Origin of the sequence: Leifsonia sp. TF02-11 (genome assembly GCF_017565305.1) — a bacterium.
Classification (GTDB): Bacteria; Actinomycetota; Actinomycetes; order Actinomycetales; family Microbacteriaceae; genus Leifsonia.
On record NZ_JAGEKP010000004.1, the window covers coordinates 143392 to 169820 of the forward strand.

The 26429-nt window shown below is 70.1% G+C and carries 20 protein-coding genes; 9 read left to right on the forward strand and 11 right to left on the reverse strand.

The features are described 5' to 3' along the window. Positions 1–172: 172 nt before the first annotated feature. The 4 genes from JNB50_RS06525 to JNB50_RS06540 all read right to left on the reverse strand — a co-directional run bounded on the left by JNB50_RS06525 (position 173) and on the right by JNB50_RS06540 (position 3874). Entirely contained in the window at positions 173–1009 is an 837-nt protein-coding gene (locus JNB50_RS06525) for a PP2C family serine/threonine-protein phosphatase (RefSeq protein WP_208039315.1), read from the reverse strand. After that, positions 1006–2274: an FHA domain-containing protein gene (locus JNB50_RS06530; RefSeq protein ID WP_208039316.1), complete on the reverse strand. Its 1269-nt coding sequence runs from the start codon at positions 2272–2274 to the stop codon at positions 1006–1008. Before JNB50_RS06530 ends, JNB50_RS06525 begins: the two co-directional genes overlap by 4 nt. A gap of 84 nt (positions 2275–2358) precedes the next feature. Then, the gene (locus JNB50_RS06535) at positions 2359–3096 is read right to left on the reverse strand and encodes a cache domain-containing protein (RefSeq protein WP_208039317.1); all 738 of its coding nucleotides are present in this window, start codon (positions 3094–3096) and stop codon (positions 2359–2361) included. Then, positions 3089–3874, reverse strand: coding sequence for a FadR/GntR family transcriptional regulator (locus JNB50_RS06540; protein WP_208039318.1), 786 nt, complete (start codon positions 3872–3874; stop codon positions 3089–3091). The genes JNB50_RS06535 and JNB50_RS06540 overlap by 8 nt, the downstream gene beginning before the upstream one ends. An 87-nt stretch (positions 3875–3961) precedes the next feature. Here JNB50_RS06540 and JNB50_RS06545 point away from each other — a divergent pair, with 87 nt between their 5' ends. From JNB50_RS06545 to JNB50_RS06555, 3 genes are read left to right on the forward strand one after another with little or no spacing between them, the layout of a single operon-like run. Next, the gene (locus JNB50_RS06545; RefSeq protein WP_208039319.1) at positions 3962–5131 is read left to right on the forward strand and encodes a CaiB/BaiF CoA-transferase family protein; all 1170 of its coding nucleotides are present in this window, start codon (positions 3962–3964) and stop codon (positions 5129–5131) included. Continuing rightward, positions 5128–6297 (forward strand): acyl-CoA dehydrogenase family protein, encoded by a 1170-nt coding sequence (locus JNB50_RS06550; RefSeq protein WP_208039320.1) that lies wholly within the window; start codon positions 5128–5130, stop codon positions 6295–6297. Before JNB50_RS06545 ends, JNB50_RS06550 begins: the two co-directional genes overlap by 4 nt. Beyond that, positions 6297–7691 (forward strand): aldehyde dehydrogenase family protein, encoded by a 1395-nt coding sequence (locus JNB50_RS06555; RefSeq protein WP_208039321.1) that lies wholly within the window; start codon positions 6297–6299, stop codon positions 7689–7691. Before JNB50_RS06550 ends, JNB50_RS06555 begins: the two co-directional genes overlap by 1 nt. Before the next feature lie 83 nt (positions 7692–7774). On the opposite strand, the gene JNB50_RS06560 is transcribed toward JNB50_RS06555, so the two are convergent. After that, positions 7775–9304 carry an APC family permease gene (locus tag JNB50_RS06560; protein ID WP_208039322.1) on the reverse strand — a complete coding sequence of 510 codons (1530 nt, stop codon included), beginning with the start codon at positions 9302–9304 and terminating at the stop codon, positions 7775–7777. Positions 9305–9428: 124 nt separating this feature from the next. Between JNB50_RS06560 and JNB50_RS06565 the strand changes: the two genes are divergently transcribed. Beyond that, positions 9429–10790, forward strand: a complete 1362-nt coding sequence (locus tag JNB50_RS06565) for an MFS transporter (RefSeq protein WP_208039323.1) — start codon at positions 9429–9431, stop codon at positions 10788–10790. Here JNB50_RS06565 and JNB50_RS06570 read toward each other — a convergent pair whose 3' ends face one another. Continuing rightward, entirely contained in the window at positions 10791–12248 is a 1458-nt protein-coding gene (locus JNB50_RS06570; protein ID WP_208039324.1) for a gamma-aminobutyraldehyde dehydrogenase, read from the reverse strand. A gap of 88 nt (positions 12249–12336) precedes the next feature. On the opposite strand from JNB50_RS06570, the gene JNB50_RS06575 reads away from it, so the two are divergent. From JNB50_RS06575 to JNB50_RS06585, 3 genes are all read left to right on the forward strand, one after another. Further along, positions 12337–12819, forward strand: a complete 483-nt coding sequence (locus JNB50_RS06575; RefSeq protein WP_208039325.1) for an Lrp/AsnC family transcriptional regulator — start codon at positions 12337–12339, stop codon at positions 12817–12819. Positions 12820–12821: 2 nt separating this feature from the next. Further along, positions 12822–14237 (forward strand): aspartate aminotransferase family protein, encoded by a 1416-nt coding sequence (locus tag JNB50_RS06580; RefSeq protein WP_208039326.1) that lies wholly within the window; start codon positions 12822–12824, stop codon positions 14235–14237. 115 nt (positions 14238–14352) lie between these two features. Continuing rightward, entirely contained in the window at positions 14353–15741 is a 1389-nt protein-coding gene (locus tag JNB50_RS06585; protein WP_208039327.1) for an FAD-binding oxidoreductase, read from the forward strand. Between the two features lie 103 nt (positions 15742–15844). Here the strand turns inward: JNB50_RS06585 and JNB50_RS06590 are convergent, their stop codons facing one another. Together JNB50_RS06590 and JNB50_RS06595 are read right to left on the reverse strand one after the other, a co-directional pair. Further along, complete coding sequence (locus JNB50_RS06590) at positions 15845–16624, reverse strand: AMP nucleosidase (protein ID WP_208039328.1); 780 nt, start codon at positions 16622–16624, stop codon at positions 15845–15847. 19 nt (positions 16625–16643) lie between these two features. Then, positions 16644–17366, reverse strand: a complete 723-nt coding sequence (locus JNB50_RS06595; RefSeq protein ID WP_208039329.1) for a VIT family protein — start codon at positions 17364–17366, stop codon at positions 16644–16646. A gap of 164 nt (positions 17367–17530) precedes the next feature. Here JNB50_RS06595 and gdhA point away from each other — a divergent pair, with 164 nt between their 5' ends. Then, positions 17531–18880: an NADP-specific glutamate dehydrogenase gene (gene gdhA, locus JNB50_RS06600; protein ID WP_208039330.1), complete on the forward strand. Its 1350-nt coding sequence runs from the start codon at positions 17531–17533 to the stop codon at positions 18878–18880. 94 nt (positions 18881–18974) lie between these two features. Here gdhA and JNB50_RS06605 read toward each other — a convergent pair whose 3' ends face one another. Next, positions 18975–20720 (reverse strand): DEAD/DEAH box helicase, encoded by a 1746-nt coding sequence (locus tag JNB50_RS06605; protein ID WP_208039663.1) that lies wholly within the window; start codon positions 20718–20720, stop codon positions 18975–18977. Positions 20721–20959: 239 nt separating this feature from the next. Here JNB50_RS06605 and JNB50_RS06610 point away from each other — a divergent pair, with 239 nt between their 5' ends. Further along, positions 20960–21748, forward strand: a complete 789-nt coding sequence (locus JNB50_RS06610; protein ID WP_208039331.1) for an SGNH/GDSL hydrolase family protein — start codon at positions 20960–20962, stop codon at positions 21746–21748. Between the two features lie 4 nt (positions 21749–21752). On the opposite strand, the gene JNB50_RS06615 is transcribed toward JNB50_RS06610, so the two are convergent. Both JNB50_RS06615 and JNB50_RS06620 read right to left on the reverse strand, forming a co-directional pair. Next, complete coding sequence (locus JNB50_RS06615) at positions 21753–23879, reverse strand: acyltransferase family protein (RefSeq protein ID WP_208039332.1); 2127 nt, start codon at positions 23877–23879, stop codon at positions 21753–21755. A gap of 101 nt (positions 23880–23980) precedes the next feature. After that, on the reverse strand, positions 23981–26293 hold the full coding sequence (locus JNB50_RS06620) for an acyltransferase family protein (RefSeq protein WP_208039333.1): 2313 nt from the start codon (positions 26291–26293) through the stop codon (positions 23981–23983). Between the last annotated feature and the right edge of the window lie 136 nt (positions 26294–26429).

Below are 26429 nucleotides of genomic sequence, written 5' to 3' on the forward strand. Positions count from 1 at the left end.
TCCTGTCGTCGGCCGGACGCGATCGCAGCGGCGAAGGCGTTTCCCAATTGTAGGCAGCAGGCGGAGGCGCTCAGGGAGCCGGGACCCGCACTGGGGACAACTCGATTACCCCCAACTCGGGGGGCACTTCGGCGTGCCGTGCGGGCTGTGGAGGAGTGCTGTACGACGGGGGTCAGTGCCGGCGGGCAGCCCGCCGCGGGAAGCCCTCGCGGTGCACGCCGCTCTCCGGCGTCGCCAGGACGTCGACCACGACGACGGTCACGTTGTCGCGGCCGCCGTTGCCCAGCGCCGCGTCCATCAGCTGCTGTGCGGCGTCGAGCGGCGAGCTGCCCTCGCCGAGGAAGTAGCGGATCCCGTGCTCGGTGAGCTCCTTCGTCAGACCGTCGGAACAGACCAGCAGCCGTGAGCCGGCGACGATCGGGAAGAGGAAGTAGTCGGGGACCGGGTCTTCGTTGAACCCGACGGCACGCGTGATCACATTGCTGTGGGGGTGGACCTCGGCCTCCTCCGGAGTGATGGCACCGGCGTCCAGGAGTTCCTGCACGATCGAGTGGTCGACCGTCAACTGCTCGAGCGTGCCGTCGCGGTAGCTGTAGACACGCGAATCGCCGATGTTGAACACCAGCCAGTACGGAGCCCCCTCGACCAGCGTGAGGGCGATACCCGTCACAGTTGTCCCGGTCCCGAGGTCGGTCTGGCCGACCCCCCTGGTCATATCGCCGACGGCGTCGCGCAGCGCGCTCGTCAGCGACGTCTCCGTCACGAAATCGGTGCGGACCTTCTCCGCCAGCCGGGTCACCACGGCGGTGCTGGCGAAGTCTCCCGCCGTGTGCCCTCCCATTCCGTCGGCGACCGCGAAGATCGGCGACCGGGCGAGGAGGCTGTCCTCGTTGACGCTGCGGCGGTAGCCGGTGTCGCTGAGCGCCGCCCAGCCGAGGCTGATGCGCGCATCGGCACCTCCCGGAACCACCACGGTGTGGCGACGGTTGGTGCGACCGATCTGGGTCACTCGCGTCCTTCTTCTCGACGGTCCGCCCCCGACGCCGGCTGAGGTGCGCCCTGCGGGCCGTCGGCCGGGACGGCGGTGATCTCGATGATATTACCGTCGCCGATCTGCACAACGGATCCGGGCAGCACGACCGTCGACTCGCCGGGCCGCAGGCGGGCGGAGGCCCCGCCCGGTCGCACGACGACCGTCCCGTTCGTCGACCGGAGGTCGGTGACGACCACGGCGTCCCCCGACTGCTCGATGCGCACGTGCGTCGAGGAGACCTCGTGCTCGGGCGACGGCACCGCGATCAGACGCGGCAGCTCGCCCGACTCCACCCGGGCCAGTGACGGCTTGCGCCCCACGAGGATCGGCGCGTCCAGTCGGATGCTGTCCCCCGGTCCGACGCGGACGGCGAAGCGCCGCTGCTCCGGTTGCGGCCCGACCGGCTCGAGGTCGGTCGGCCGGGGCGATGTCCCGTCTCCGGCGCGGCCACCGGGCGTGTCGCGCGGACCGGTGGACAGCGGCTGCTCGGTCGCCGTCCCCGGCTCCTCGATGTCGATCGCCCCGGGGAGTTCGTGGGCGACAGGAATCCGCTGGACCACCGGGTCCGCCTCGGGCGACTCCGCGAGCTCTGTCGGCGCGTCGTGCCGGGAGAACAGGCTGGAGCTGCGGGGACGGTCGCGGATGATCGTCTCGTCTGAGCTCGCATCGTCAGCGGGAGACCCGGCCGCGGCGGCGTCGCCTGTGTCTGCAGGTCCGACCCGGTCGGCCGTGCGCTCGACACGCTCGATCGGCGTGCTCGACCAGGTCAGCAGCTCGCCGTCGACCACGCCGAGGCCGATCGGAAGCGAACCGACGGCGAGCCGGGCGACCGGAGCGGTGGGCAGATCGTCGCCGCCGAGCGCGAGGCCGGTGACGTTCCGGAACTCCGCCAGCACCCACGGCTGGACTCCGCCCGAGCCGAACCGCCTGGCTCCGCCGACCGAGAAGATGTCCAGCGCCGCGGACCCGCGGACCACCGCTGTGACGACGATCTCACCCTGTGCGTTGGGCTCGCCGAGCTCCGCCACGGCGAAGGAGCGGACGCTGTCCGGCCCGGCCAGCGGGAACGCACCGACCACCGACTCGATGGTCGCCAGATCGGAGTCGGCCAGCCACCACACCGCGTCGACGATGCTGTCGGCGGCCGTGCTCTCGACACAGGCGACGAACCGCCGCCCGGCGATGAGCAGCCAGCGGGACGGACCTGCAGTCGGTGCGTACCGCGTGAAGCCGGGAGCCACTCGGGGGTTCCTCCTGGTCTGCGACGGACCGGGGCAGCTCCCCGATGTAGGACGTGACGTACGGGACGAGTCTAGCCGCCCGGCTCAGGCGGACAGCGCAGTGGCGACAAGGCGGAACGGGGTCCCAGCGCACCGGACCGCGTCGTCTCCGACCTGCGCGACGGCCCCCGCCAGCACCGTCGGGTCGGTCGACACCATGACGCGCCCCCACTCGTTGACCAGTATCGTCGGACGCCCGACTCCGAGCAGGGCAGGGAGCAGCTCCCGCTCGAGACGCCGCACGTAGACGTCGACGCCGACCACCCCGAGCATCCGCGCGCCGCGCTCAACGGGCGAGGTGATGGTGACGATGTAGTCGCACGCGCACAGGTGGTCGACGTACGGCCCGGTGATGTGGGTGCGGTGGGTCGACCGCGGGATGCTGTACCACTCCAGCGATCGGAAATCGCGCAGGTAGTCCGAGTACGAGCGCGAGGCCAGATCCAACCGGCTCGGCTCGGACGTCGCGCCCGTGAGCGGGTTGTCGTCGAGCGGCCCGAGCCACCAGGCGAAGTGGAGGTCGTCCCCTCCGGTGAACTCCGGAGCGGCGACGAACCCCGCGCCGACGAGCACGGGATCGTCCTCGCGCAGTGCGGGCAGCACCAGGCGCTCGATCAGGTCGTCGAGCGCCGCGGCGGGCATCCCCTCTGCGCTCTGGGCGGCGAGGACGGCGTCGCGCCAGTCCGTGAGCCGCGCTTGGAGATCGCCGAAGAGGGCGCTCACACGCGCTGCCGCAGCGTCGAGCCGCGCGTCGTCCTGCGTCGTCACGACCAGCTCAGCCATCGATCGTCCCTCCCGTCTCGATCCGGGCCTTCGCGGCGAGCAACCAGCGCGCCACGCCGCCGAGCAGCGCGGTGACCTCGGCTCGCGCGGCCGCGGCGTCGCTCGCGGCGACCGCATCGGCGATGGCCCGGACGGATCCGGCCGTCCCCTCCCGGAGGGCGGCGTCGCGCATCCCGAGCCACAACAGTGGGCCGAACTCGGCCTGCAGTCGGATCTGCTCGCGCACCAGGCGGGTCGACTGGCTCAGCACGGCCAGCTCCAGCAGGAATCCCCCTGCGCTGCGCCGCGCCTCCGCCGGCTCGCTGAAGTCCGCTGCCGCGAGCCAGGCCGCCAGCCGGGCATCGTCGGCGGGGGTCGTGCGCTCGGCGGCCCGGTCGGCGCAGCCCGCCGCGATCGCCGTGACGTAGACGGTGAGATCGCTCAGCTCGACCTGCGAGAGGCCCCGCAGTCGAGTCGCCAGCATCGGCCCGTCTGCGTCACCGGGGTGGACGACGAAGCTCCCGCCGTCCCTGCCGCGGCGCGTCTCGACCAGTCCGGCCTCTCGCAGCATCCCGAGGCCTTCGCGCGCTGTCACCAGAGCGACGCCGAACCTCCGCGCCAGGTCGGCCTCGCTGGGCAGGCGCTCACCCGGGCTGAGCACGCCGAGCACGATGGCGTCGGCGAGGCGCCGGGCCACCTGCTCAGCGCGTCCGGCGTCGGAGAGCTGAGCGAAGACGGCGTCGCGCGCACCTGGCGCCGGCCGCGTCGTTCGGGCAGCATCGCGGGTGGAGGTGGTCACCCCACCACGATATCCCGACCCAATCATTCGATATAGGATGAATTCGGCGCGAGCCCGGAAACGGCCGTGAGAGCGAAGGAGCGGACCATGACCGACAGCATCCTGTCCGGAGTGCGGGTCGCCGACTTCTCCCGCGTCCTGGCCGGCCCCTATGCCACGATGATGCTCGCCGACTTCGGCGCCGACGTCGTCAAGATCGAGAGCCCGGCCGGCGACGACACGCGCGCGTGGCGGCCTCCCGTCGACGACGCGGGCGAGTCCACCTACTTCGGCGCCGTCAACCGCAACAAGCGCTCCGTCGTGTGCGACCTGACCACCGCGGAGGGCCTCGCGGCCGCGCGCGCTCTCGCCGAGACGGCCGACGTGGTCGTCGAGAACTTCCGGCCGGGGGTGATGGAGCGCTTCGGGCTCGACGAACAGAGCCTCCGCGCGGCCAACCCCGGTCTGGTCTACTGCTCGATCACGGGGTTCGGGCGCGAAGCCGGCGCCGACCTCCCCGGCTACGACCTCCTCGTGCAGGCGGTCGGCGGCCTGATGAGCATCACGGGCCCGGCCGACGGCGAACCCAGCAAAGTGGGCGTCGCGCTCGTCGACGTCCTCACCGGCCAGAACGCACTCGCCGGCATCCTGCTCGCCCTGCGCGAGCGGGACCGCACCGGGCACGGCTCGCGCGTCGACGTCGACCTCCTCGGCTCGCTGCTCGCCGCACTCACCAATCAGGCGTCCAGCACGCTCGCGACCGGCCGCTCCCCCGCCCGGCTGGGCAACGCGCACCCGAGCATCGCACCATACGAGCTCTTCCGCGCCGCCGATCGCGAGCTCGTCGTCGCCGTCGGCAACGACCGTCAGTTCGCCGCCTTCGCGGCGGCGCTCGGCCTCCCGGAGCTCGCCGACGACCCCCGGTTCGCGACCAACGAGGAACGCGTGCACAACCGCCACGAGCTCCGCGCGCTCCTCGAGCCCGCGCTGCGCCGCCGCGACGCAGCCGACTGGGTGGCCGACTTCGGCGCGGCACGGGTCCCCTCCGGCCTCGTCAACAGCGTCGCAGAGGCGTTCGAGTTCGCGGCCTCGCTCGGCCTCGACGCGGTCGCGACGACCGTCGACCCCGCCACCGGACGCACCTCGCGTCAACCCGCGACCCCGATCCGCCTCGACACGGCGCCCGCCGTTCACCGCACGCCGCCGCCGCTTCTCGGCGCGCACGACCCCGTGTGGGCGGAGGCACTCTCCGCCCGCACCGAAAGGACCGCTCCATGACCTCCGCATCCGCCACGCTCCACGAGGCCTTCAGCATCGACCGCCTCCTCACCGAGGACGAACTGCGCTGGCGTGACGAGGCAAGGCGCTTCGCCGCAGAGCGCATCGCCCCGGTCATCGCACAGGACTTCGAGGACAAGCACTTCCGGAAGGAGCTCGTCGGGGAGCTCGGGGCACTCGGCGTGCTCGGCATGCACTTGAAGGACCCGGGCTGCGCGGGCGCCGGTGCTGTCGCCTACGGCCTGGTCTGCCACGAACTGGAGGCCGTCGACAGCGGGTGGCGCACGTTCGTCTCCGTGCAGGGCTCGCTCGCCATGAGCGCGATCTCCAAGTTCGGCTCCGACGAACAGAAGGCCGAGTGGCTCGCGCCGATGGCCCGCGGCGAGCGCATCGGCTGCTTCGCGCTCACCGAGCCGCAGGGCGGCAGCGACCCCGCCGCCATGACGACGCGGGCGCGCCACGAGGGCGGCGACTGGGTGATCACCGGCGCCAAGCGCTGGATCGGCCTGGCGTCGCTCGCCGACGTCGCCGTGGTCTGGGCGGCGACCGACGACGGCGTACGCGGCTTCGCGGTCCCGACGGCGACTCCCGGGTTCACGGCGACGCCGATCGACGGCAAGCTGTCGATGCGCGCGTCGGTGCAGTGCGACATCGTGCTCGACGAGGTCCGGGTCCCCGAGTCCGCGATGCTGCCGGGCGCTCGCGGACTGTCCGGACCGTTCTCCTGCCTCAACGAGGCGCGGTACGGCATCGTCTGGGGTGCGATGGGCGCGGCGCGATCCTGCCTGGAGGTCTCCATCGAGCGCGCGACGACCCGAGAGGTGTTCGGTCGGCCGATCGGCGCGACCCAGCTGATCCAGCAGAAGCTGGCGGACATGCTGGTGGAGTACGAGAAGGGGATGCTGCTCGCCCTGCACCTGGGCCGGCTCAAGGAGGCGGGGCGGCTCACGCCGACGCAGATCAGCGTCGGCAAGCTCAACAGCGTGCGGGAGGCTCTCGCGATCGCCCGGGAGGCGCGCACCATCCTCGGCGGCGACGGCATCACCGACGCGTTCCCGGTGATGCGGCACATGGCCAATCTGGAGTCCGTGCGCACCTACGAGGGCACCGACGAGATCCACACGCTCGTGCTCGGGCGCGCGCTGACCGGGCTGGCGGCCTTCTGATGGGCGACGCCCTCCTCGACGCTGCGACCGCTGCCGCCTCCGCCGCCGCGCTGCTGCCGACCACCCGCGAGGAGCGGGCGACCTGGCTCGACCGGCTCGCCGCCGCTCTGGAGGCCGACCGCACGGGACTCGTCGCCCTCGCGGCAGAGGAGACGCACCTGTCGGCGGCGCGGCTCGACGGCGAGATCACCCGCACCGCGGCGCAGCTCCGGTTCTTCGCCGGCGTCGCGCGCGAGGGCGGCTATCTCGAGGCCACGATCGACTCCCCCGACCCGGCCCTGATCCCGCCGCGGCCCGATCTGCGGCGCATCCTCCGCCCGATCGGACCGGTCGCGGTCTACACCGCGTCCAACTTCCCGTTCGCGTTCTCGGTACTGGGCAACGACACGGCCTCGGCGCTCGCCGCAGGGTGTCCGGTCATCGTCAAGGCGCATCCCGGCCACCCTCGGCTGTCCCGGCGTACGGCTGACCTCGCCGTCGGCGTGCTGCCGAGCGGCTGGTTCGCGCTGGTGGAGGGCATGGAGGCCGGTGTCGCCCTCGTGCAGCACCCCGGCGTGCGCGCGGCCGGATTCACGGGTTCGGAGCGCGGCGGTCGCGCCCTGTTCGACCTCGCGGTCTCCCGGCCGGACCCGATCCCGTTCTACGGCGAGCTCGGCAGCATCAATCCGGTGATCGTCACGCGCGCCGCCGCCCGCGAGCGTGCCGCCGACATCGGTGCAGGACTCGTCGGCTCGTTCACCCGGGATGCCGGCCAGTACTGCACCAAGCCGGGGCTCGTGTTCGTGCCGTCCGGCGAGGGTGTCGACGACGCCGTCGCCGCCGCGCTCGGCTCGGCTCCGACCTCCCGCCAGCTGACCGACGGCATGAGTGCGGCGTACGCCGAGGCGCTGGAGCTGTTCGGAGCGGACGACGACGCCACCGTGCTGCTCGGCCCGTACCAGCCGGGAGCGTCGGTCCCCGCTGTGGTGCTGACCGATGCGGCGGCTTTCCTCGCCGGGTCCGACCGCTTCCTCCAGGAACGGTTCGGCCCGGTGACCGTCGTCGTCTCGTACCGCGACGACGACCTGCCCGCCGTGCTCGCCGCCCTCCAGCCGTCGCTCACCGCGACGATCCACCGTGCTGCCGGTGAAGATGTCACCGCCCTGGCGGCCGCCCTCGCGCCGATCGCCGGCCGGCTGCTCTTCGACGGCTGGCCCACCGGGGTCGCCATCGGTTGGGCGCAGCACCACGGCGGGTCGTGGCCGGCGACCACGGCCAGCATCCACACGTCGGTGGGAGCCACCGCGATCCGCCGCTGGCTCACCCCGATCGCCTACCAGGACGCCCCGCAGGACGTGCTGCCCCTCGAGCTGCGCGACGGCAACCCGCTCGCCGTCCCCCGCCGCGAGTCCTGACCCGCAGCCATCGCTTCCTCACTTTCTCCCGCGGGCGCTCGGCGTGTCGCGTGAAGAGGTGAGGAAGCGATGGCTGGGGTCGGTCAGTCCGCGGCGGGGGCGGCCTCTTTCGGGCTCTCGCGGCGGGCGCGGAGCAGCTGGGCCACCTGGATGGCGTCGCCCTCCGGTGCGGTCGACTGGCGGTCCGGCCGGGCGAGGAACAGGTAGAGCAGTCCTGCGCCGGCGACGATGCCGAGACCGATGAGCACGATCCAGTCGTTGAACCAGCTCCCGGTGTTCGTCGGCCACGCCAGCAGGATCATGGCGAACACGCCGTAGGCCAGCGCGAGCACATTGACGATCAGCCCCGCGCCGCGCAGCGAGAACGGCCCTGCCGGACGCCAGCCCTTCAGCCGCTGCCGCAGCGACGCCAGCACGACCGACTGGAACGCGACGTAGATGCCGAGCACCGCGAACGCCGTCACCTGGGTGATCAGGCCGGACGGCCCCACGTACACGATCAGGCTGATCAGCACCGGGATGCTGCACGCCACGATGAGGGCGTTGACCGGAACCTTGGTGCGCGGCGACACCTTGGCCAGCCAGCGGTGGGCCGGGATCATCCCGTCGCGGGCGAACGAGAACAGCAACCGGCTCGCCGCGGCCTGCAGGCTCAGCACGCACGACAGGAAGGCCGTCACCGCGACGACCAGGAAGATCTTCGCGCCGACCGTGCCGAGCGTGGACTGCAGGATCTCCGGGATCGGGTCGACGTCCTTGCCCGCGACGATCCGCTCCAGGTCGGGCGCGGCGAGCACGTAGCCGCCGAAGGCGAAGAGCGCGGAGACTCCGCCGACGACGATCGTCATCATCATGGCCTTGGGGATGCGGCGCGCCGGGTTGGCGACCTCCTCTGCGACGTCGCCGCAGGCCTCGAACCCGTAGAAGAGGAAGAGCCCGGCGAGCGCGGCGCCGAGGAACGCGACCAGGTACGAGCCGTGGCCCTCCACTCCCATGGTGTCGAAGAACACCGAGAACGGGTGCTTCCGCTGGAAGATCAGCAGGTAGAGCCCGACGGCGATCACGCCGATCAGCTCGGCGGAGAGCCCGATGCGGGCGACCGTCGCGAGCGTCTTGGTGCCCGTGAAGTTGAGTCCGAGCGCCACGACGAGCAACAGCACGGTTAGACCGAGCGTGACCTCGTTGGTCGCCGGGAGGCCGAACAGGCTGGCGAGGAACCCGCTGCCGTACGACGCCACCGCCGTGATCGTCACGATCATGGCCCAGATGTAGACCCACGCGGCCATCCACGCGTACCGCCGGCCCCAGAGCCGGCGCGCCCACGGGTAGATGCCGCCGTGGATCGGGTACTGCGAGACGACTTCGCCGAAGACCAGGGAGACCAGGAACTGGCCGGCGCCCACGATGACGATCCACCAGATCGAGGGCGGCCCTCCCGTGGCCATCGCGACCGCGAACAGCGAGTACACGCCGACGAGCGGCGACAGGTACGTGAAGCCCAGCGCGAAGTTGGCCCACAGGGTCATGGACCTGTTGAAGGAATCCTCGTACCCGAGGACGGCGAGGTGCTCGCTGTCCTCGAGATGGGCGGAGGACGACGGTTCTGCAGACATCGAATGCCTTCCGGTCGACTGCACACGACGATGTGTGTGCAGGCAGCGTAGCGGAGGCGCGGGGTTAATACCTATAGGACAGGATGTTTAAGCGCCGACGGCGTGTCGCGTAGTCTGGCCCGCGATGGATTCGGATCGGCCGGCAGCGCGGCTCAGCAGCGCCCTTGTCGCGGTCGCGCTCGTGGTCGCCGTGATCGGCAGCCTGGGCGCGCCGCTGATCACCTCGGTCGCCACCACGCTGCACGTCCCGCTCGCCGCCGCGCAGTGGACCCTGACCGTCACGCTGTTCGCCGGCGCGATCGCGGCCCCGGTGCTCGGGAGGCTCGGCTCCGGTCCGCGACGCCGCATCACCGTGCTCGGCTCGCTGGCGGTGGTCGTGCTGGGCGGCGTCCTCACCGTGCTGCCGCTGCCGTTCGCGTTCCTCATCGCGGGCCGCGCCCTGCAAGGACTCGGCCTCGGCGCGGTGGCCCTGCTGATGAGCGTCGCACGCACAGAGCTCCCCGAGGCGCGCGCGTCCGGGACGATCGCGGCGCTCTCGGTCGCGTCGACGGTCGGCATCGGTGTCGGCTATCCGCTCGTGGGGTTGATCGATCAGCTCGCCGGCCTGCGCGCCGCCTATGCGTTCGGCCTGGTCCTCTCGGCCGTCGCGCTCCTGATCGCGTGGCGGACCCTCCCGCGCGATGCGCCGGGGCCGAACCCGCGCCTGGACGTCCCCGGGGCGGTCCTGCTGGGGGTCGGCACTCTGGGCGTCCTCCTCGTCATCGCCGAACCGGCACTCTGGGCCAGTCCGCTCCTCGGAGGCGCCGTGCTCGGGCTGTCCGCGCTCGTGCTCGCCGCCTGGACCGTCGTCGAGCTGCGGGTGCCCGCTCCCCTGGCCGACCTCCGCCTCCTCGGCCGACCCACTGTGCTGCGCGCGAACGGCGCGATGCTGGTCTCCGGCGTCGGGATGTACCTGCTGTTCAGCCTTCTGACACGGTATCTACAGACTCCGCCAGGGGCGGGCTACGGGTTCGCGCTGCCCGGCGTCGCGGCGGGCGCAGCGCTCATCCCCTTCTCCGCCCTCGGGTTCGTCGCCGGGCGTGTCGTCCCCCGCCTGGCGCGCACGGTCACGGACCGCGGCGCATTCGCCGTGTCGGCCTCCGCCGTCGCCATCGCGGCAGTGCTCCTCGCCGTCGGGACGGGGTCGCTCGCGGTGGTCCTGCTCGCCATGACCGTGCTCGGCTTCGGTGTCGGCGGCGTCTCCGCCGTCATGCCCCGGCTCGTCCTGGAGGACGTCCCCGCACAGGAGACCGCGAGTGTGCTCTCGATCAACCAGATCGTCCGCAGCGTCGGCTTCAGCATCGGCAGCGCCCTGGCGGGCCTCCTGCTGGCCGCGGCGACGCCCGCCGGCGCACTGCTCCCGCCGGCGGGCGGCTACGTCGCCGCCGCGCTGTGGGCGCTGCCGCTGCTCGCGGTCAGCGCCCTGATCGTCGCGCTCCGGCGGTGATCACTCCCCGATGTACGACATCACGTGCTTGATGCGCGTGTAGTCCTCGAACCCGTACATCGACAGATCCTTGCCGTAGCCGGAGTGCTTGAAGCCGCCGTGCGGCATCTCGGCCACGATCGGGATGTGGGTGTTGATCCACACGCAGCCGAAGTCGAGGCCTTTAGCGAAGCGCATCGCCCGGCCGTGGTCCTTCGTCCAGACCGACGACGCGAGGCCGTAGCGCACACCGTTGGCCCAGCGCAGGGCCTCCGCCTCGTCGGTGAACTTCTGCACGGTCTGCACCGGGCCGAAGATCTCGTTCTGCACCGCGTCGTCGTCCTGGCGCAGGCCGGAGACGATGGTGGCCTCCCAGAAGTACCCGCGGTCGCCCTGGCGACGGCCGCCCAGCTCGACGCGAGCGTGGTCGGGCAGCCTGTCGACGAAGCCGCTCACCTGGGCGAGCTGGTTGGCGTTGTTGAGCGGGCCGTAGAGGATGCCGTCCTCGCGCGGCGCACCCGTGCGGGCGTTGTCGCGGGCGTACTGCGCCAGTGCGGCGACGAATTCGTCGTGCACGCCCTGCTGCACCAACAGGCGGGTGGCGGCAGTGCAGTCCTGGCCGGCGTTGAAGTAGCCGGCGGCGACGATGCCCTCGACCGCCTTCTCGATGTCGGCGTCGTCGAAGACGATCACCGGCGCCTTGCCGCCGAGCTCGAGGTGCACTCGCTTGAGGTCGAAGGAGGCCGCCCTGGCGACCTCCATGCCCGCACGCACCGACCCGGTGATCGAGACCAGCTGCGGGGTGGGGTGGTCGATCATGGCGGCGCCCGTCGTCCGGTCGCCCAGCACCACGTTGAGCACGCCGGCCGGCAGGAACTCGCTGGCGACCTCCGCCAGCAGCAGCGTGGAGAGCGGCGTGGTGTCCGAGGGCTTCAGCACCGTGGTGTTGCCGGCCGCCAACGCGGGAGCGAACTTCCACACCGCCATGTTCAGCGGGTAGTTCCATGGCGTCACCTGGCCGACGACGCCGATCGGCTCGCGCCGGATGAACGACGTGTGGTCGGGCATGTACTCGCCGGCCGACTTGCCCTCCAGGTTGCGGGCCGCGCCGGCGAAGAAGCGGATCTGGTCGACCGACAGCAGGATCTCGTCCTCCACGAGGGTGCCTCGCGGCTTGCCGGTGTCCTGCGATTCGGCGTCGGCGAACTCCTCCGCGCGCTCCTCCATCGCGTCTGCGATGCGGAACAGGGCCAGCTGCCGCTCTGCCGGCGTGGTGTTTCCCCAGACCTCGAAGGCATCCTCGGCGGCGCGATATGCGTCGGCCACATCCTCGGCGGTGGAGACCGGCGCGGTGGCGTACACATCCTCCGTCGCCGGGTCGATCAGGGCGATGCCGTCGCTGCCGCGGGCGGCGGTGCGCGCACCGTTGACGAAGTTCGTCAGTTCGGGGGTCGTCGTTGTGCTCAGCGGTGAACTCATGCCGGGAGTCTACTGATTTCGTCAGTGAATCGGGCAGGAATGTGCGGATTCGCTTGCTAGAGAGCTACTCCACTGACAGAATCGCTCCATGAGTACCCCTCGGGCAACGAATGGCACGAAGGCTGCGGTCATCGACGACGTCTCCAAGGCGATCATCGAGCAACTGCAGGTCGACGGCCGCAAGTCGTACGCGGAGATCGGCAAAGCGGTCGGTCTCAGCGAGGCGGCGGTGCGCCAGCGCGTGCAGAAGCTGACTGAGTCGGGTGTGATGCAGATCGTGGCCGTGACCGACCCGATGCAGCTCGGCTTCTACCGCCAGGCGATGATCGGGGTACGCGTCACCGGGGACACCCTGGTGATCGCGGACAAGCTCGCGGCGATGCCCGCCGTGGACTACGTCGTCCTCACGGCGGGGACATACGACATCCTCGCCGAGGTGGTGTGCGAGAACGACCTCGACCTCATCACGATGCTCAATTCCGAGATCCGGACGCTCGAGGGAGTGCTCTCCACCGAGACGTTCGTGTACCTCAAACTCCACAAACAGTTCTACAACTGGGGAACGCGATAACCATGACGACAACCGTTGAAACGTTCGGCGAGCCCATCACACCCGATGAGGCAGACCTGCAGGCGAAGGCACGCGACCATCTCTGGATGCACTTCGCACGCCAGTCGGTGATGGAGGAGGGCCACGGCGTCCCCATCATCACGCGCGGCGAGGGCCACCACATCTGGGACGACCACGGCAAGCGCTACATCGACGGCCTGTCCGGGCTGTTCGTCGTGAACGCCGGCCACGGCCGCAAGCGTCTCGCCGAGGTCGCGGCGAAGCAGGCCGAACAGCTCGCCTTCTTCCCGATCTGGTCGTACGCCCACCCGAACGCGATCGAGCTCGCGGACCGCCTCGCGCACTACGCGCCCGGCGACCTCAACCGCGTCTTCTTCTCCACCGGCGGCGGCGAGGCCGTCGAGACCGCGTTCAAGCTGGCCAAGTACTACTGGAAGCTGCAGGGCCGCCCGACCAAGCACAAGGTGCTGTCCCGTGCCGTGGCTTACCACGGCACCCCGCAGGGCGCGCTGGCCATCACCGGCATCCCGGCCATGAAGGAGATGTTCGAGCCGCTGACCCCCGGCGGGTTCCGCGTGCCGAACACGAACTTCTACCGCGCCGGCGAGATGGGCGCGCCGACCGACGACGTCGAGGCCTTCGGCGTGTGGGCGGCGAACCGCATCGAGGAGATGATCCAGTTCGAGGGTCCCGAGACCGTCGCCGCGATCTTCCTCGAGCCGGTCCAGAACTCGGGCGGCTGCTTCCCGCCGCCTCCCGGATACTTCCAGCGTGTGCGCGAGATCTGCGACAAGTACGACGTGCTCATGGTCAGCGACGAGGTCATCTGCGCCTTCGGCCGCATCGGCCACATGTTCGCGTGCGACCAGTACGGCTACGTGCCCGACATGATCACCTGCGCCAAGGGCATGACGTCCGGGTACTCCCCCATCGGCGCGACGATCATCAGCGACAAGATCTACGAGCCGTTCAAGCACGGCAACACGTCGTTCTACCACGGCTACACGTTCGGCGGGCACCCGGTGTCCTCGGCCGTCGCGCTGGAGAACCTCGACATCTTCGAGGAGGAGCGCCTCAACGAGCGCGTCCGGGAGAACTCGCCGCTGTTCCGCGCCGAGCTCGAGAAGCTCCTCGACCTCCCGATCGTCGGAGACGTCCGCGGCGACGGCTACTTCTTCGGCATCGAGCTGGTGAAGGACAAGTCGACGAAGGAGACGTTCAACGACGACGAGTCGGAGCGCCTGCTGCGCGGCTTCCTCTCCAAGGCGCTCTACGACGCGGGCCTCTACTGCCGCGCCGACGACCGTGGCGACCCCGTCGTCCAGCTCGCGCCGCCGCTCACGATCGGTCCGGACGAGTTCGTCGAGATCCGGCAGATCCTCGAGTCGGTGCTCACCGAGGCGTCCAACCACCTGTAAGACACCCAGCACGACCCGAAGGAGTCCGCGCACCGCACCACCGAGCGGCGCGCGGACTCTTTCGTCTCACCCGTCCGAGTACTCGGACGTCACACCCCAGACTCGAAGGAGTGTCGTGGACTACCGCAGCGTCGGCTTCTGGTTCGACTCGATCGCCGAGGCGGAGGACGGCTTCCGACCCCGGCCGGCGCTGGCCGAGGACACGACGGTCGACGTCGCGATCGTCGGCGCCGGCCTCACCGGACTCTGGACCGCGTACTACCTGCAGGAGGCCGACCCGAGCCTGCGCATCCTGCTCCTCGAACGAGACGTGGCCGGCTTCGGCGCGTCCGGGCGCAACGGCGGCTGGTGCTCCGCGCTGTTCCCGTGGTCGGCGTCCGCTCTGGCCGCCCGCTACGGGCGCGATGCCGCGGTGGCCCAGCGGCAGGCGATGGTCGACACCGTCGGCGAGGTCGGCCGGGTCGTCGAGGCCGAGGGCGTGGACTGCGACTACGTCCGCGGCGGCACCGTGACCTTCGCGCGCAACCGGGTGCAGCTCGCGGCCGCCCGGGCGGAGTTCGCGGAGTCGGAGGAGTTCGGCGTCGACCGGGTCACTCTCGCCGGCACCGAGAGCGTCCGTGCGCGCTACGGCGTCCCGGACGCCGTGGCGGCCACGATCACGCCGGCCTGCGCCCGCGTGCACCCCGGCAAGCTCGTGCGTGGCATGGCCCGCGCGGTCGAACGCCGCGGCGCGGTGATCACTGAGCAGACCGAAGTGATCGGCTGGACCGACGGCGTCGTGCGGGTGCGCGCGGCCGGCGTCGAGCGCACGGTCACCGCAGGCACAGTCGTCAACGCCACCGAGGGCTACGGGTCACAGCTCGCCCAGGTCGGCCGCCGCATCCTCCCCCTGTACTCGCTCATGATCGCCACCGAGCCGCTCTCCGACGCGGTGTGGGAGCGCATCGGCATCGAGCACGGCCAGACCTTCGCCGACTTCCGGCACCTGATCGTCTACGGCCAGCGCACTGCCGACAACCGCATCGCGTTCGGCGGGCGCGGCGCCCGGTACCACCTCGGCAGCGCCATCCACCCCTCCTACGACCGCTCGCCGCGCGTGCGCGACCACCTGGTCCGCACGCTGGGCGAGCTGTTCCCCGCGGTCGCCGGCGTTCGCATCACCCACCACTGGGGCGGCCCGCTGGGCGTTCCGCGCGACTGGCACGCCGCCGTCGGCCTCGACCGCGACGCGCGCGAGGCCTGGGCCGGCGGCTACGTCGGCGACGGGCTCAGCACCACGAATCTCGCAGGCCGCACGCTGGCCGACCTGATCGCCGGCCGCCGGACCGAGCTCACCGCGCTTCCGTGGGTCGGCCACCGCTCTCCGCGCTGGGAGCCGGAGCCGCTGCGCTTCCTCGGCGCCAACGCCGGCCTCGTCGCAATGGAGGGCGCCGACCTGGAGGAGCGCGCCACCGGCCGCCCCTCCCTCGTCGCCCGCGCCATGGCTCCCCTCACCGGCCACTGACGCACGTCACCACCCCGCACGCCCCGCCGAGGGGCACGTTGTTGTCACTTTCGAGCCGCGAAAGCGACAAGGACGTGCCCCTCGCGCGTGTGCCTCTCGGGCGTCAGTTGTCTTCGAAGCGGAGGTGGCGCAGGCTCCGGCCGTTGCGGCGGACGAGCCGAAGGGACTCGACGCCGATCCGGATGTGCCGCTCCACGAACTGCGCGGTCACGCTGCGATCGCTCTCGGCCGTCTTGACGCCCTCCGGGATCATCGGCTGATCGGACACCAGCAGCAGGGCGCCGCTCGGGATGTGGTTGGCGAACCCGGCCGCGAAGACGGTCGCGGTCTCCATGTCCACCGCCATGCAGCGCGTCTGCCGCAGGTACGTCTTGAAGGTGTCGTCGTGCTCCCAGACCCGGCGGTTCGTCGTGTACACGGTGCCGGTCCAGTAGTCGTGGCCGAAGTCGCGGATCGTCGTCGAGACACCGCGCTGCAGCTGGAACGCGGGCAGCGCCGGCACCTCGGGGGGCAGATAGTCGTTCGACGTGCCCTCGCCGCGGATGGCCGCGATCGGCAGCACCAGGTCGCCGAGCTGGTTCTTCTTCTTGACCCCGCCGCACTTGCCGAGGAACAGGGCCGCCTTCGGGCTCACCGCGCTCAGCAGGTCCATGATGGTCGCCGCGTTCGGGCTGCCCATGCCGAAGTTGATCATCGTGATGCCGTCGGCGGTCGCGTTCGGCATCGAGCGGTCGCTGCCGCGCACCTCCGCTCCGTACCACTCGGCAAACCGGTAGACGTAGTCGCCGAAGTTGGTGAGCAGGATGTGCTCGCCGAACTCCTCCAGGGGCGTGCCGGTGTAGCGGGGCAGCCAGTCCCTGACGATCTCGACCTTTTCCTTCATCGCCTCGGCGCTCCGGCGCTCAGCCGACCGTGGTGCCGAGCAGCGCGCCGATCGCGAACGTGGCCGCCAGCGCCAGCGCACCGCCGATCACGACCCGCACCATCGCCCGCCCCGGCGAGGAACCACCGATCCACGCGGCGACGTACCCGGTGACCGCCAGGGCGACCAGCACGACCACGAAGGTCAGCGGGATGCGGACGGCGGCCGGCGTCAGGATGATCAACAACGGCAGGATGCCGCCGATCGTGAACGCGATCGCCGACGCGAACGCGGCGTGCCAGGGACTCACGACGTCGTCCTGGTCGATGCCGAGCTCGGCCGAGAGGTGCGCGGCGAGGGCGTCGTGCTCGGTGAGTTCGACGGCCACCTGCCTGGCGGTCTCCGGCTTCAGGCCCTTGGCCTCGTAGAGCCCGGCGAGCTCGGCGAGCTCCTGTTCCGGCATCTCCTCGAGTTCGCGCCGCTCTTTCGCGATCAGCGCGTGCTCACTGTCGCGCTGGCTGCTGACCGACACGTACTCGCCGAGCGCCATCGAGATGGCGCCTCCGACGAGGGCGGCGAGGCCCGCGGTGAGGATGGCCGGTACGGAGCTCGTCGCTCCGGCGACACCGACGACCACGGCGGCGACCGACACGATGCCGTCGTTCGCCCCCAGCACTCCCGCGCGCAGCCAGTTCAGTCTCTGGGCGAGGCCCTCCCGATGCGGCTCGTCGGGATGCCGTCCGTTCACGATCTCCGCGCTCATGGCCCCAGCCTAGGAACCCGCGACCCGCAGTGCCAGCAAGGACAGCCGAACCTCACCGCGCGGCGGTCTCCCACCGCCCGTCACACGGGAAGCGCCACGCTTTCATGAGAGTAAACTCAGAATTCCGTGCTCGTCTCGACCGTGTCCGTCCCGAAAGGCCTCGCTTGACCTCCGTGCTGTCCTCCCTCCTCGACGACGTCCTCCGCCGCAATGCCGGCGAACCCGAGTTCCACCAGGCCGCGCGCGAGGTGTTCGGATCGCTGGAGCCGGTGATCGCCGCGCACCCGCGCTATGCGGAGGCGTCGGTGCTCGAGCGGCTGACCGAGCCGGAGCGGCAGCTCATCTTCCGCGTGCCGTGGACCGACGATACCGGGCGGGTGCGGGTGAACCGCGGCTTCCGGGTCGAGTTCAACTCGGCGCTGGGCCCGTACAAGGGCGGGCTGCGCTTCCACCCGAGCGTGACGCTCGGCACGGTGAAGTTCCTCGGCTTCGAGCAGATCTTCAAGAACGCGCTCACCGGCCTCCCGATCGGCGGAGGCAAGGGCGGCAGCGACTTCGACCCCAAGGGCAAGTCCGACGCCGAGGTGATGCGGTTCTGCCAGTCGTTCATGACCGAGCTCTACCGCCACCTCGGAGAGCACACCGACGTCCCCGCGGGCGACATCGGCGTCGGCGGCCGTGAGATCGGCTACCTGTTCGGTCAGTACAAGCGCATCACCAACCGCTACGAGTCCGGCGTGCTCACCGGCAAAGGCGTCGGCTGGGGCGGTTCCCTAGTGCGCACGGAGGCGACCGGGTACGGCGCGGTGTTCTTCGCGCAGCGGATGCTCGCCACCCGCGGCCGGGACTTCGACGGTGCGCGCGTGCTCGTCTCCGGTTCGGGCAACGTGGCGATCTACGCGATCGAGAAGGTGCACCAGCTCGGCGGTACCGTGGTGGCCTGCTCCGACTCCTCCGGTGTCGTGTACGACGCCGATGGCATCGATCTGGACCTGCTGCGCCAGATCAAGGAGGTCGAGCGCGGCCGGCTCAGCACGTATGCCGAGCGCCGTCCGGGCGCCGATTACCGTGCGGGCGCCGACATCTGGGCGCTGTCGGCGGAGACCCGCATCGATGTGGCCATCCCCTGCGCGACCCAGAACGAGCTCGACGGCCGCGCGGCGTCGACCCTGGCAGCAGGTGGCGTCGCCGCCGTCGTGGAGGGCGCGAACATGCCGTGCACGCCAGAGGCCGTCGCCGTGCTGACCGCGGCGGGAGTCCTGTTCGCGCCGGGCAAGGCGGCGAACGCGGGCGGCGTCGCCACGTCGGCGCTCGAGATGCAGCAGAACGCCTCCCGCGACGCCTGGACGTTCGACTACGCCGAGCAGCGACTCGCCGAGATCATGAACTCCATCCACGACAGCTGCGCAGAGACCGCCGAGGAGTACGGCGCGCCGGGCGACTACGTGCTGGGGGCGAACGTCGCCGGCTTCGTGCGCGTAGCCGACGCGATGCTGGCGCTCGGCGTCATCTAGCGCCCGTCAGGCCGATCGTTCGCAACTCCGGAGATCCTGCCCGACACGCCGCGCGTCGCGCCGGTGGTCCGGAGTTACGCGCGCCGGGCCCGCTTCAGGAGCGGCCGATGCGCTTGCGGAGCCACTCGATGCGGGCCTGGAGCTGCGAGACGCTGGCCTGCGCCACGGCCGGGCCGCCGCAGACGCGGCGCAGCTCGGCGTGGATGAGGCCGTGGGGTTCACCCGAGTTCTTCGAGTACAGGCCCACGAGACTGTTCAACAGCTGTCTCTGCTCCTTCAGGGTGCGGTGCAGCGGGGCCGGCGGGTGCCCGTCGGCCGCGGCTGGTCGCGAGCTGTGCCGGCGCGCCTGGCGCTGCTGTCGCTGCATCAGGAGGTCATGCACCTGCTCCGGCTCGAGGATGCCGGGCAGTCCGATGAAGTCGAGCTCCTCGTCGGAGCCGGGCACCGCGAACCCGCCGAACTCGCGCCCGTCGTAGACCACGCGGTCGAAGTTCGCCTCCGAGCCGAGCGCCTCGAACGCGAACTGCTCGGTCAGGGCCTCCGAGGCCCTCCCCTCGCGGTTCGCCTCGGCCATCATCGCGTCCTCGGGGTTCCAGAGGTCGCCCTCGGCCCCTTCGGCCGTCGGTCGGTCGAGAGCGTGGTCGCGTTCGAGCTCGAGGGCGTTCGCGAGCGCCATCAGCGTCGGCACGTTCGGCAGGAACACGGAAGCCGTCTCACCCCGGCGCCTGGCACGCACGAATCGCCCGATCGCCTGGGCGAAGAACAGCGGCGTGGAGGCGCTGGTCGCGTAGACGCCGACCGCCAGGCGGGGCACGTCCACGCCTTCCGACACCATGCGCACAGCGACCATCCAGCGCGACTCCCCCGCCGCGAACTCGGCGATCCGGTCGCTCGCCTCCTTCTCGTCCGAGAGCACGACCGTCACCGGCTCCCCGCTGATCTGCTGGAGGAGGTCGGCATAGGCGCGCGCGGCATAGTGGTCGGTCGCGATCACCAGTCCCCCGGCGTCCGGGATCGAGTTGCGCACTTCGCTGAGCCGTCGGTCGGCGGCGCTGAGCACGGCGGGGATCCACTCGCCGCGAGGGTCGAGCGCGGTGCGCCAGGCCTGCGAAGTGATGTCCTTGGTGTTGCCCTCGCCGAGCCGCGCCTCCATCTCGTCGCCGGTCTTGGTGCGCCAGCGCATGTGACCGGCGTAGATCATGAAGATCACCGGGCGAACGACGCCGTCGCTGAGCGCGCGTCCGTAACCGTAGTTGTAGTCGGTGACCGACGTACGGATGCCCTGTCGGTCGGGCAGGTAGGTGACGAACGGGATGGGCGCGGTGTCGGAGCGGAACGGCGTGCCGGTGAGGGAGAGCCGGCGGGTCGCACGCTCGAAGGCGTCGCGGATGCCGTCTCCCCAGCTCAGGGCGTCTCCGCCGTGGTGCACTTCGTCGAGGATGACGAGCGTCCGATAGGACTCGGTGATGTCTTTGTGCAGGCTCGGCCGCATTGCGACCTGCGCATAGGTGACGGCGACGCCTTTGTAGTGGCGGGCGTAGCGGCCCTCGGCGTTTCGGAAGTCGGGATCGAGCGGCAGGCCGACCCGCGCGGCGGCCTCGGCCCACTGTCGCTTGAGGTGCTCGGTGGGCGCCACGACGGTGACCCGCTCGACGACGCGGCGCGACAGCAGTTCGGTGGCGAGCCGCAGAGCGAAAGTCGTCTTGCCCGCGCCCGGGGTCGCGGCGGCCAGGAAGTCGCGCGGCTCGTGAACGAAGTAGGCGTCGAGCGCCTCGGCCTGCCACGCGCGGAGCTTTCCCGCGGTGCCCCAGGCCGCGCGCTCGGGGAACGACGGCGACAGGTGCTCGGCGGCGAAGCTGCCGGCGTGGGCCCCCGCGCTGTGCTCGGCAGCATTCGACTCGGTGACGCCAGACTCGACGGCACCTGATTCGGCGGCACCTGATTCGGCGGCACCTGTTCCTTTCGCGGGTACGACGGCGCCCAGCGAGGGCTCGCCGGGCTGGGGTGCTGCTGTCGTCTCCACTTGGATCAAATCTACCCGAGGCGTCCGACACCACGACCACGATGCAGAATGGAGGAATGGTCGAAGCCCAGCACCCGTGGTCCCGCTACGTCGCGATCGGAGATTCGTTCACCGAGGGGATCGGCGATCCCGAGCCGCTGAGCCCCGGGGGCCACCGCGGGTGGGCCGACCGCGTGGCCGAGGTCCTCAGCGCACAGACCGACGACTTCGCGTATGCGAACCTCGCGGTGCGCGGCAAGCTCATCAAGCAGATCCTCGACGAACAGGTGGAGCCGGCGCTCGCGCTCCGGCCCGACCTCATCACGATCTCCGCTGGCGGCAACGACGTCATCCGCCCCGGCACCGACCCCGACCAGATCGCGGCGCTGTTCGACGAGGCCGTCCGCAGGCTCAGCGCGGACGGCGCGACCGTGGTGGTCTTCACGGGCGTCGATGTCGGCTTCTCCCCCGTCTTCCGCGGAATCCGCGGCAAGGTCGCGATCTACAACGAGAACGTGCGCGCGGTGGCGGCCCGCTACGACGCGATCGTCGCCGACCAGTGGTCGCTCACCGAGATCCAGGATCAGCGCATGTGGGCGCCGGACCGCCTGCATCTCGCACCGCTGGGCCACCACACCGTCGCGCGGATGGTGCTCGCCGCCCTGAACGTCGAGAACGATCTCCAGCCGCTCGAACCCGAGCCGCTTCCGCCGCGGACCTGGCGGCAGGCGCGCGCGGAGGATCTCTCCTGGGCACGGGAGTACCTCGTGCCCTGGGTCGTCCGCCGCATCCGCCACCAGTCGTCCGGCGACCACGTGCTGCCCAAGCGTCCGGAGGCGGGGCCGTTCGTCATCGAACCCGAGTAGCGCGTTACTGAGTCGCCGGCTCTCCGGTGAGGTCGACACCCGCATTGGCCAGTAGCTCGGCAGCTGCGGGAGCGATATGTCTCGACCACGCTTCGGTGATGTGGAACGTGTCGAACTTGATGGGCACGCCGGCCGCGAACGCCGGGCAGTTGTCGCTCACGCAGTAGAGCGAACGCGTGTCCACCCACACGCCGCCGACAGCTGTCGCAACTTCTTTGTCTGCCGCACTGAGCTCTTTCCATCTTTCCTGCACGTGCGTGACGCACGTCGAAGGGGGATTTTGCGGGGCATAGCACTCGCGAATGTCCTTCTCCTCGGGCGGAGGCGCGAACAGGACCACCTTGCCGGTGTACGGGGCGATCTTGCTCAGGCTCGTGTCGAGTCCTGCCTTGTATTCAGCGACCATCGGGCTGCCGCCGTCGACCTTCCTGATCTCACTCGAGAGGTTCGAAACGAAGACGAAGGACGGCTTCATCGCGCCGATCTCGTGTATCGCCATCGCTCGACGCGTCGGACACGCGGATTGGGCGGCCTCATTCTCAGCCGCGAAGGAATCGTCGATGAACGGACAGTCGTACATGCCGAGCGCGGTGATTCGAATCGCGCCGTTCGACGAGTCCACAAGAGTGCGCAGCAGTGGAAGGTATCCCACCGATGTCGCGTCTCCGACGACCGCGATGGTGACAGGGGCGCCCGCTGGCCCCCAGGTGCACTCATCGACGCCGGGATGGGTCGGCGTGGAGCACGCGTCGAACTCGGCACTGCGTTCGGCGGCCTCCGGTGCGGCGAGTGCTGGGGTGGTTTCCGGCCATTCCTCCGCCTTCAGCGCCTCGGTGAGCTCGGACTTCACAACGGCCAGAGCAGCGCCGCCCTTCTGAGGTGCCTTCGTCGGCTGCGAGCTGCTGCTCGTGGTCGGCGTGGCCGCCGGCGGCGTGTCGTTGCGAGAGCCTCTGTCCACCATGAGGGCGACGACAACGGCCACGATCGCCGTGGCGGACAGGACCGCCACGGCGATGGACTGAAGTCGTTTGACAGTGGAACGAGTTCTGCGCCGCCTTCTCTTGGCGGGCTCCAGCCACGAGGAGTGCCGGACGGGTTCTTCGATGAAGCGGTACGAAAGAGCAGCCAGGACGAGCGAGAGCGCGATGGATTCGAGTGCCGGGATTGGCGAACCATAGCTCGGAGTCCCGCGGGCGAGCTCCGTGACCAGGATGAGCGCGGGAAAGTGCCACAGGTAGAGCGAGTATGAGATGTCGCCGATGTAGCTGAGGAACGGGTTGTCGAGCGGGTTGAGCCACGCCCGCTTCGGCTGCCAGGGGAAGGCGATGAATGCGGCGGCACTGAGTACCGCGAGTGCTGCCCACGGCGCTGGGAAACCCTGTTCGGTCGGCGTGACGACGCTTGCGGCGATCATGCCCGCGAGAGCCAGAAGCGCGACGAACGGACGGAGAGCCAGTGGAAGGCGCGAGAACCAGGGCATGCAGAGCGCTACGGTCGCTCCGACCGACAGCTCCCAGAGCCGCGCCGGTGTGATGAAGTACGCGGTGGCGATATTGCTCTGCGTCAGCTGCAGCGACAGCAGGAACAGCGCGACGGTGATCGCGAGCGTGCTGAGAGCGGCGAACAGGCGCGGCTGTCGCGTTCGTCCGACCATCAGCGCGATCGCGAGAATCGCGAATGGCCACACCAGGTAGTACTGCTCCTCCAGGCTCAGCGACCAATAGTGCTGGAGCGGGGACGTCTGCGCGCCCTGGGCGAAGTAGTCGGTCGCCTCCGCGGCGTAGCGCCAGTTCGAGACGAAGAACAACGACGCGATCGCGTCCCACACCGTCGACATGAACCGGCCGGACCCGAAGATCGCCCAGGCTCCGATCACGGTGGCCGCCAGCACCGCCACCGATGCCGGGATCAGACGTCGGACACGACGTCGGTAGAAGGCGAGGAAGCGGATACGCCCCGTCCGCTCGAATTCACGGTGCAGGACTGACGTCATCAGGAACCCGGAGATGACGAAGAAGATGTCCACGCCGACGAAGCCGCCGAATGGCCACTCGAAGGCGTGGTTCAATACGACCAGTCCGACCGCCAGGGCGCGAAGGCCTTGCACGTCGAGACGAATCGTTGACCTCACGGCAGGTCCTGCAGCACGAGGCGCGGCGGTCGCGCCTCGGCTGCGGCGCCCCTCTGGCCGCTGGCGACCCTCGGGTGGCGCGGAGGTGTCGACGACACCCATCATTTCCCCGTTTCTGAGCCCGAACCGCCGTCCGGCGATGGATCATCGGCTGGCGGTAGACCACCGCTCGTCTGCTCGGGGTCCGAGGGGGAATCCGAACCGGAGTCTCCGCCGAGATCGACGCCGTTCTCGGCGAGGAGTTCGGCCATACCGGTCGCGACGTGACGCGAGTACTCCTCGGTGAGGTGTACCTGATCGAACTTGGTGGGCATGCCGGCCGAGAACGCCGGGCAGCCGGTGTTCACGCAGAAGAGCTGGCGCGTGTCGACCCACACTCCGTTCGGAACCGCCTTCGCCCACTTGGTCTCCGCCGCTGCACGACGCTTCCACACATCGTTCACTTGCGACACGCAGTCCTTCGGACTCGCTCGCGGCGAATAGCACTCGCGGATGTCTTTGTCCGCCACCGGCGGTGCGACCAGCGCGATCTTGCCGACCGATGCAGTGACCCGCTGGAGATAGGTGTCAAGCCCCTTTCCGTACTCGTCGAGCGAGACCGAGCCCCCCTCAGGGTGGTGCGTCGACGTGAGGTACGAGTTCGTGACGATCAGGATGGACGGTTTCATCGCGATGATGTTGTCGATAGCTTGCTCTTTGCGAATCGGACAGGCGGCCTGGTACGACGCGAGCCGCATGGAGGTCGCCACATCGATCCACGGGCAGCTGTACATGCCCAGCGTCGTCACCTTCAACTGGCCGTTGGATGCATCCGCAAGCGCGCGCAGCAGCGGCACGTAGGCGACCGAGGTGGAGTCACCCACGATTGCCACCGACACCGGAGCATCCGCGGCTCCCCAGGTGCACTGGTCCACTCCGGGGTAGACCCGATTCGAGCAAGCATCCGTACCGGGATCGCGCGAGTAGCTCGCCACCACGCTCTCGATCGAGGGAGACGTTTCGGGCCAGGACGTCGCCGCCAAGGCTGCGCTGAGCTCACTCTGGATGCTGGCCAGCGCACCGCCGCCGCCCCCAGGTGGAGCGGTGCTTCCGGGAGTCGATGTCGCCTGTGCCTGCTGGTCTGTGCCTCCGTCGCCGCCGCCGCGAGCCTGCCGATCGACGACGACCGTCAGGACGACGGCCGCGACGGCCACCATCACTCCTGCGGTGAGCGCGTACGAATGGAGCTTCGACAGCCGTGCTCCGCGGCGCCGTTTCGTGCTCGGTTCAAGCCACCGTGATCGTCGCACGGTCTCCTCGACGTACCGGAACGAGAGCTCCGCCACGACCAGCGTCACGACGATCGACACGACGGCGGGTACCGGCGTCTTGTCGCCCGGCAGCCCGCGGAACGCCTCGGTGATGAGGATCAGTGCGGGGAAATGCCACAGGTAGAGCGAGTAGGAGATGTCACCGAGGTGCGTGAGTACCGGGTTGTCGAGCGGATTCAGCCAGGAGCGCCGCTCGGGATGCCACGGAAAAGCGATGAACAGCGCGGTGCTGAGCACGGCCACCAGCGCCCAGGGCGCCGGGAAACCCTCAGCGGTCGGAGTGATCACCGCTGCTGCGACCATCCCGCCGAGCGACACGAGCATGATCATCGGCCGCCAGACCGCCGGGAGACGGTCGAAGAGCGGCATGCAGAACGCGACCGTCGCGCCGACCGAGAGCTCCCAGAGGCGCGCGGGCGTGATGAAGTACGCAGTGGCGATGTCGGCCTGCGTGAGTTGCAGGGAGACAAGGAAGAGCCCTGCTGTGATGACGAGGCTGACCAAGGCCGCCGTGATCCGAGGATGGCGGTGTTTGGCGACCAGCAGGGCGATCACCAGTACGGCGAGCGGCCAGATCAGGTAGTACTGCTCCTCCAGGCTGAGCGACCAGTAGTGCTGGAGGGGCGACGTCTGCGCACCCTGGGCGAAGTAGTCCGTCGCCTCGGCCGCGTATCTCCAGTTCGAGACGAAGAACAGCGACGCGATGCCGTCCCAGACCGTCGAGAGGAATCGACCGGAACTGAACAGCGCCCACGCGCCGATGACGGTGGCGAGGATCACTGTCGCGGAGGCCGGGATCAACCGCCGGATGCGACGCCGGTAGAACGCGAAGAACTTGATCGTCCCCGTGCGCTCGTACTCCCGGTAGAGCAGCGACGTCATCAGAAAGCCGGAGATGACGAAGAAGATGTCGACGCCCACGAACCCGCCGGCCGGCCAGTCGAACGCGTGGTTGAGGATGACCAGCCCGACGGCGAGCGCACGGAGGCCTTGCAGGTCCATCCGCTTCTTCGTGCGGATAGGCGCGGCATCGGCGGAGCGCCTGGCCGCTCGGCGGCGCGCACCCGATTCTGCGCGGGTGCGGGGCTGGGTATCTGACGTCATGTATCGGGCCTCGTCGAGTGCTATGAAGCATCGACGCTAGCGCGGCGAATTCGACGTCCGCGTGCCCTTCTCAGCCCCTTCCCGCGGGCCTGTCCGCCATCACTCCGACGCGGTCACCCCGGCCCTCACCCGCGCA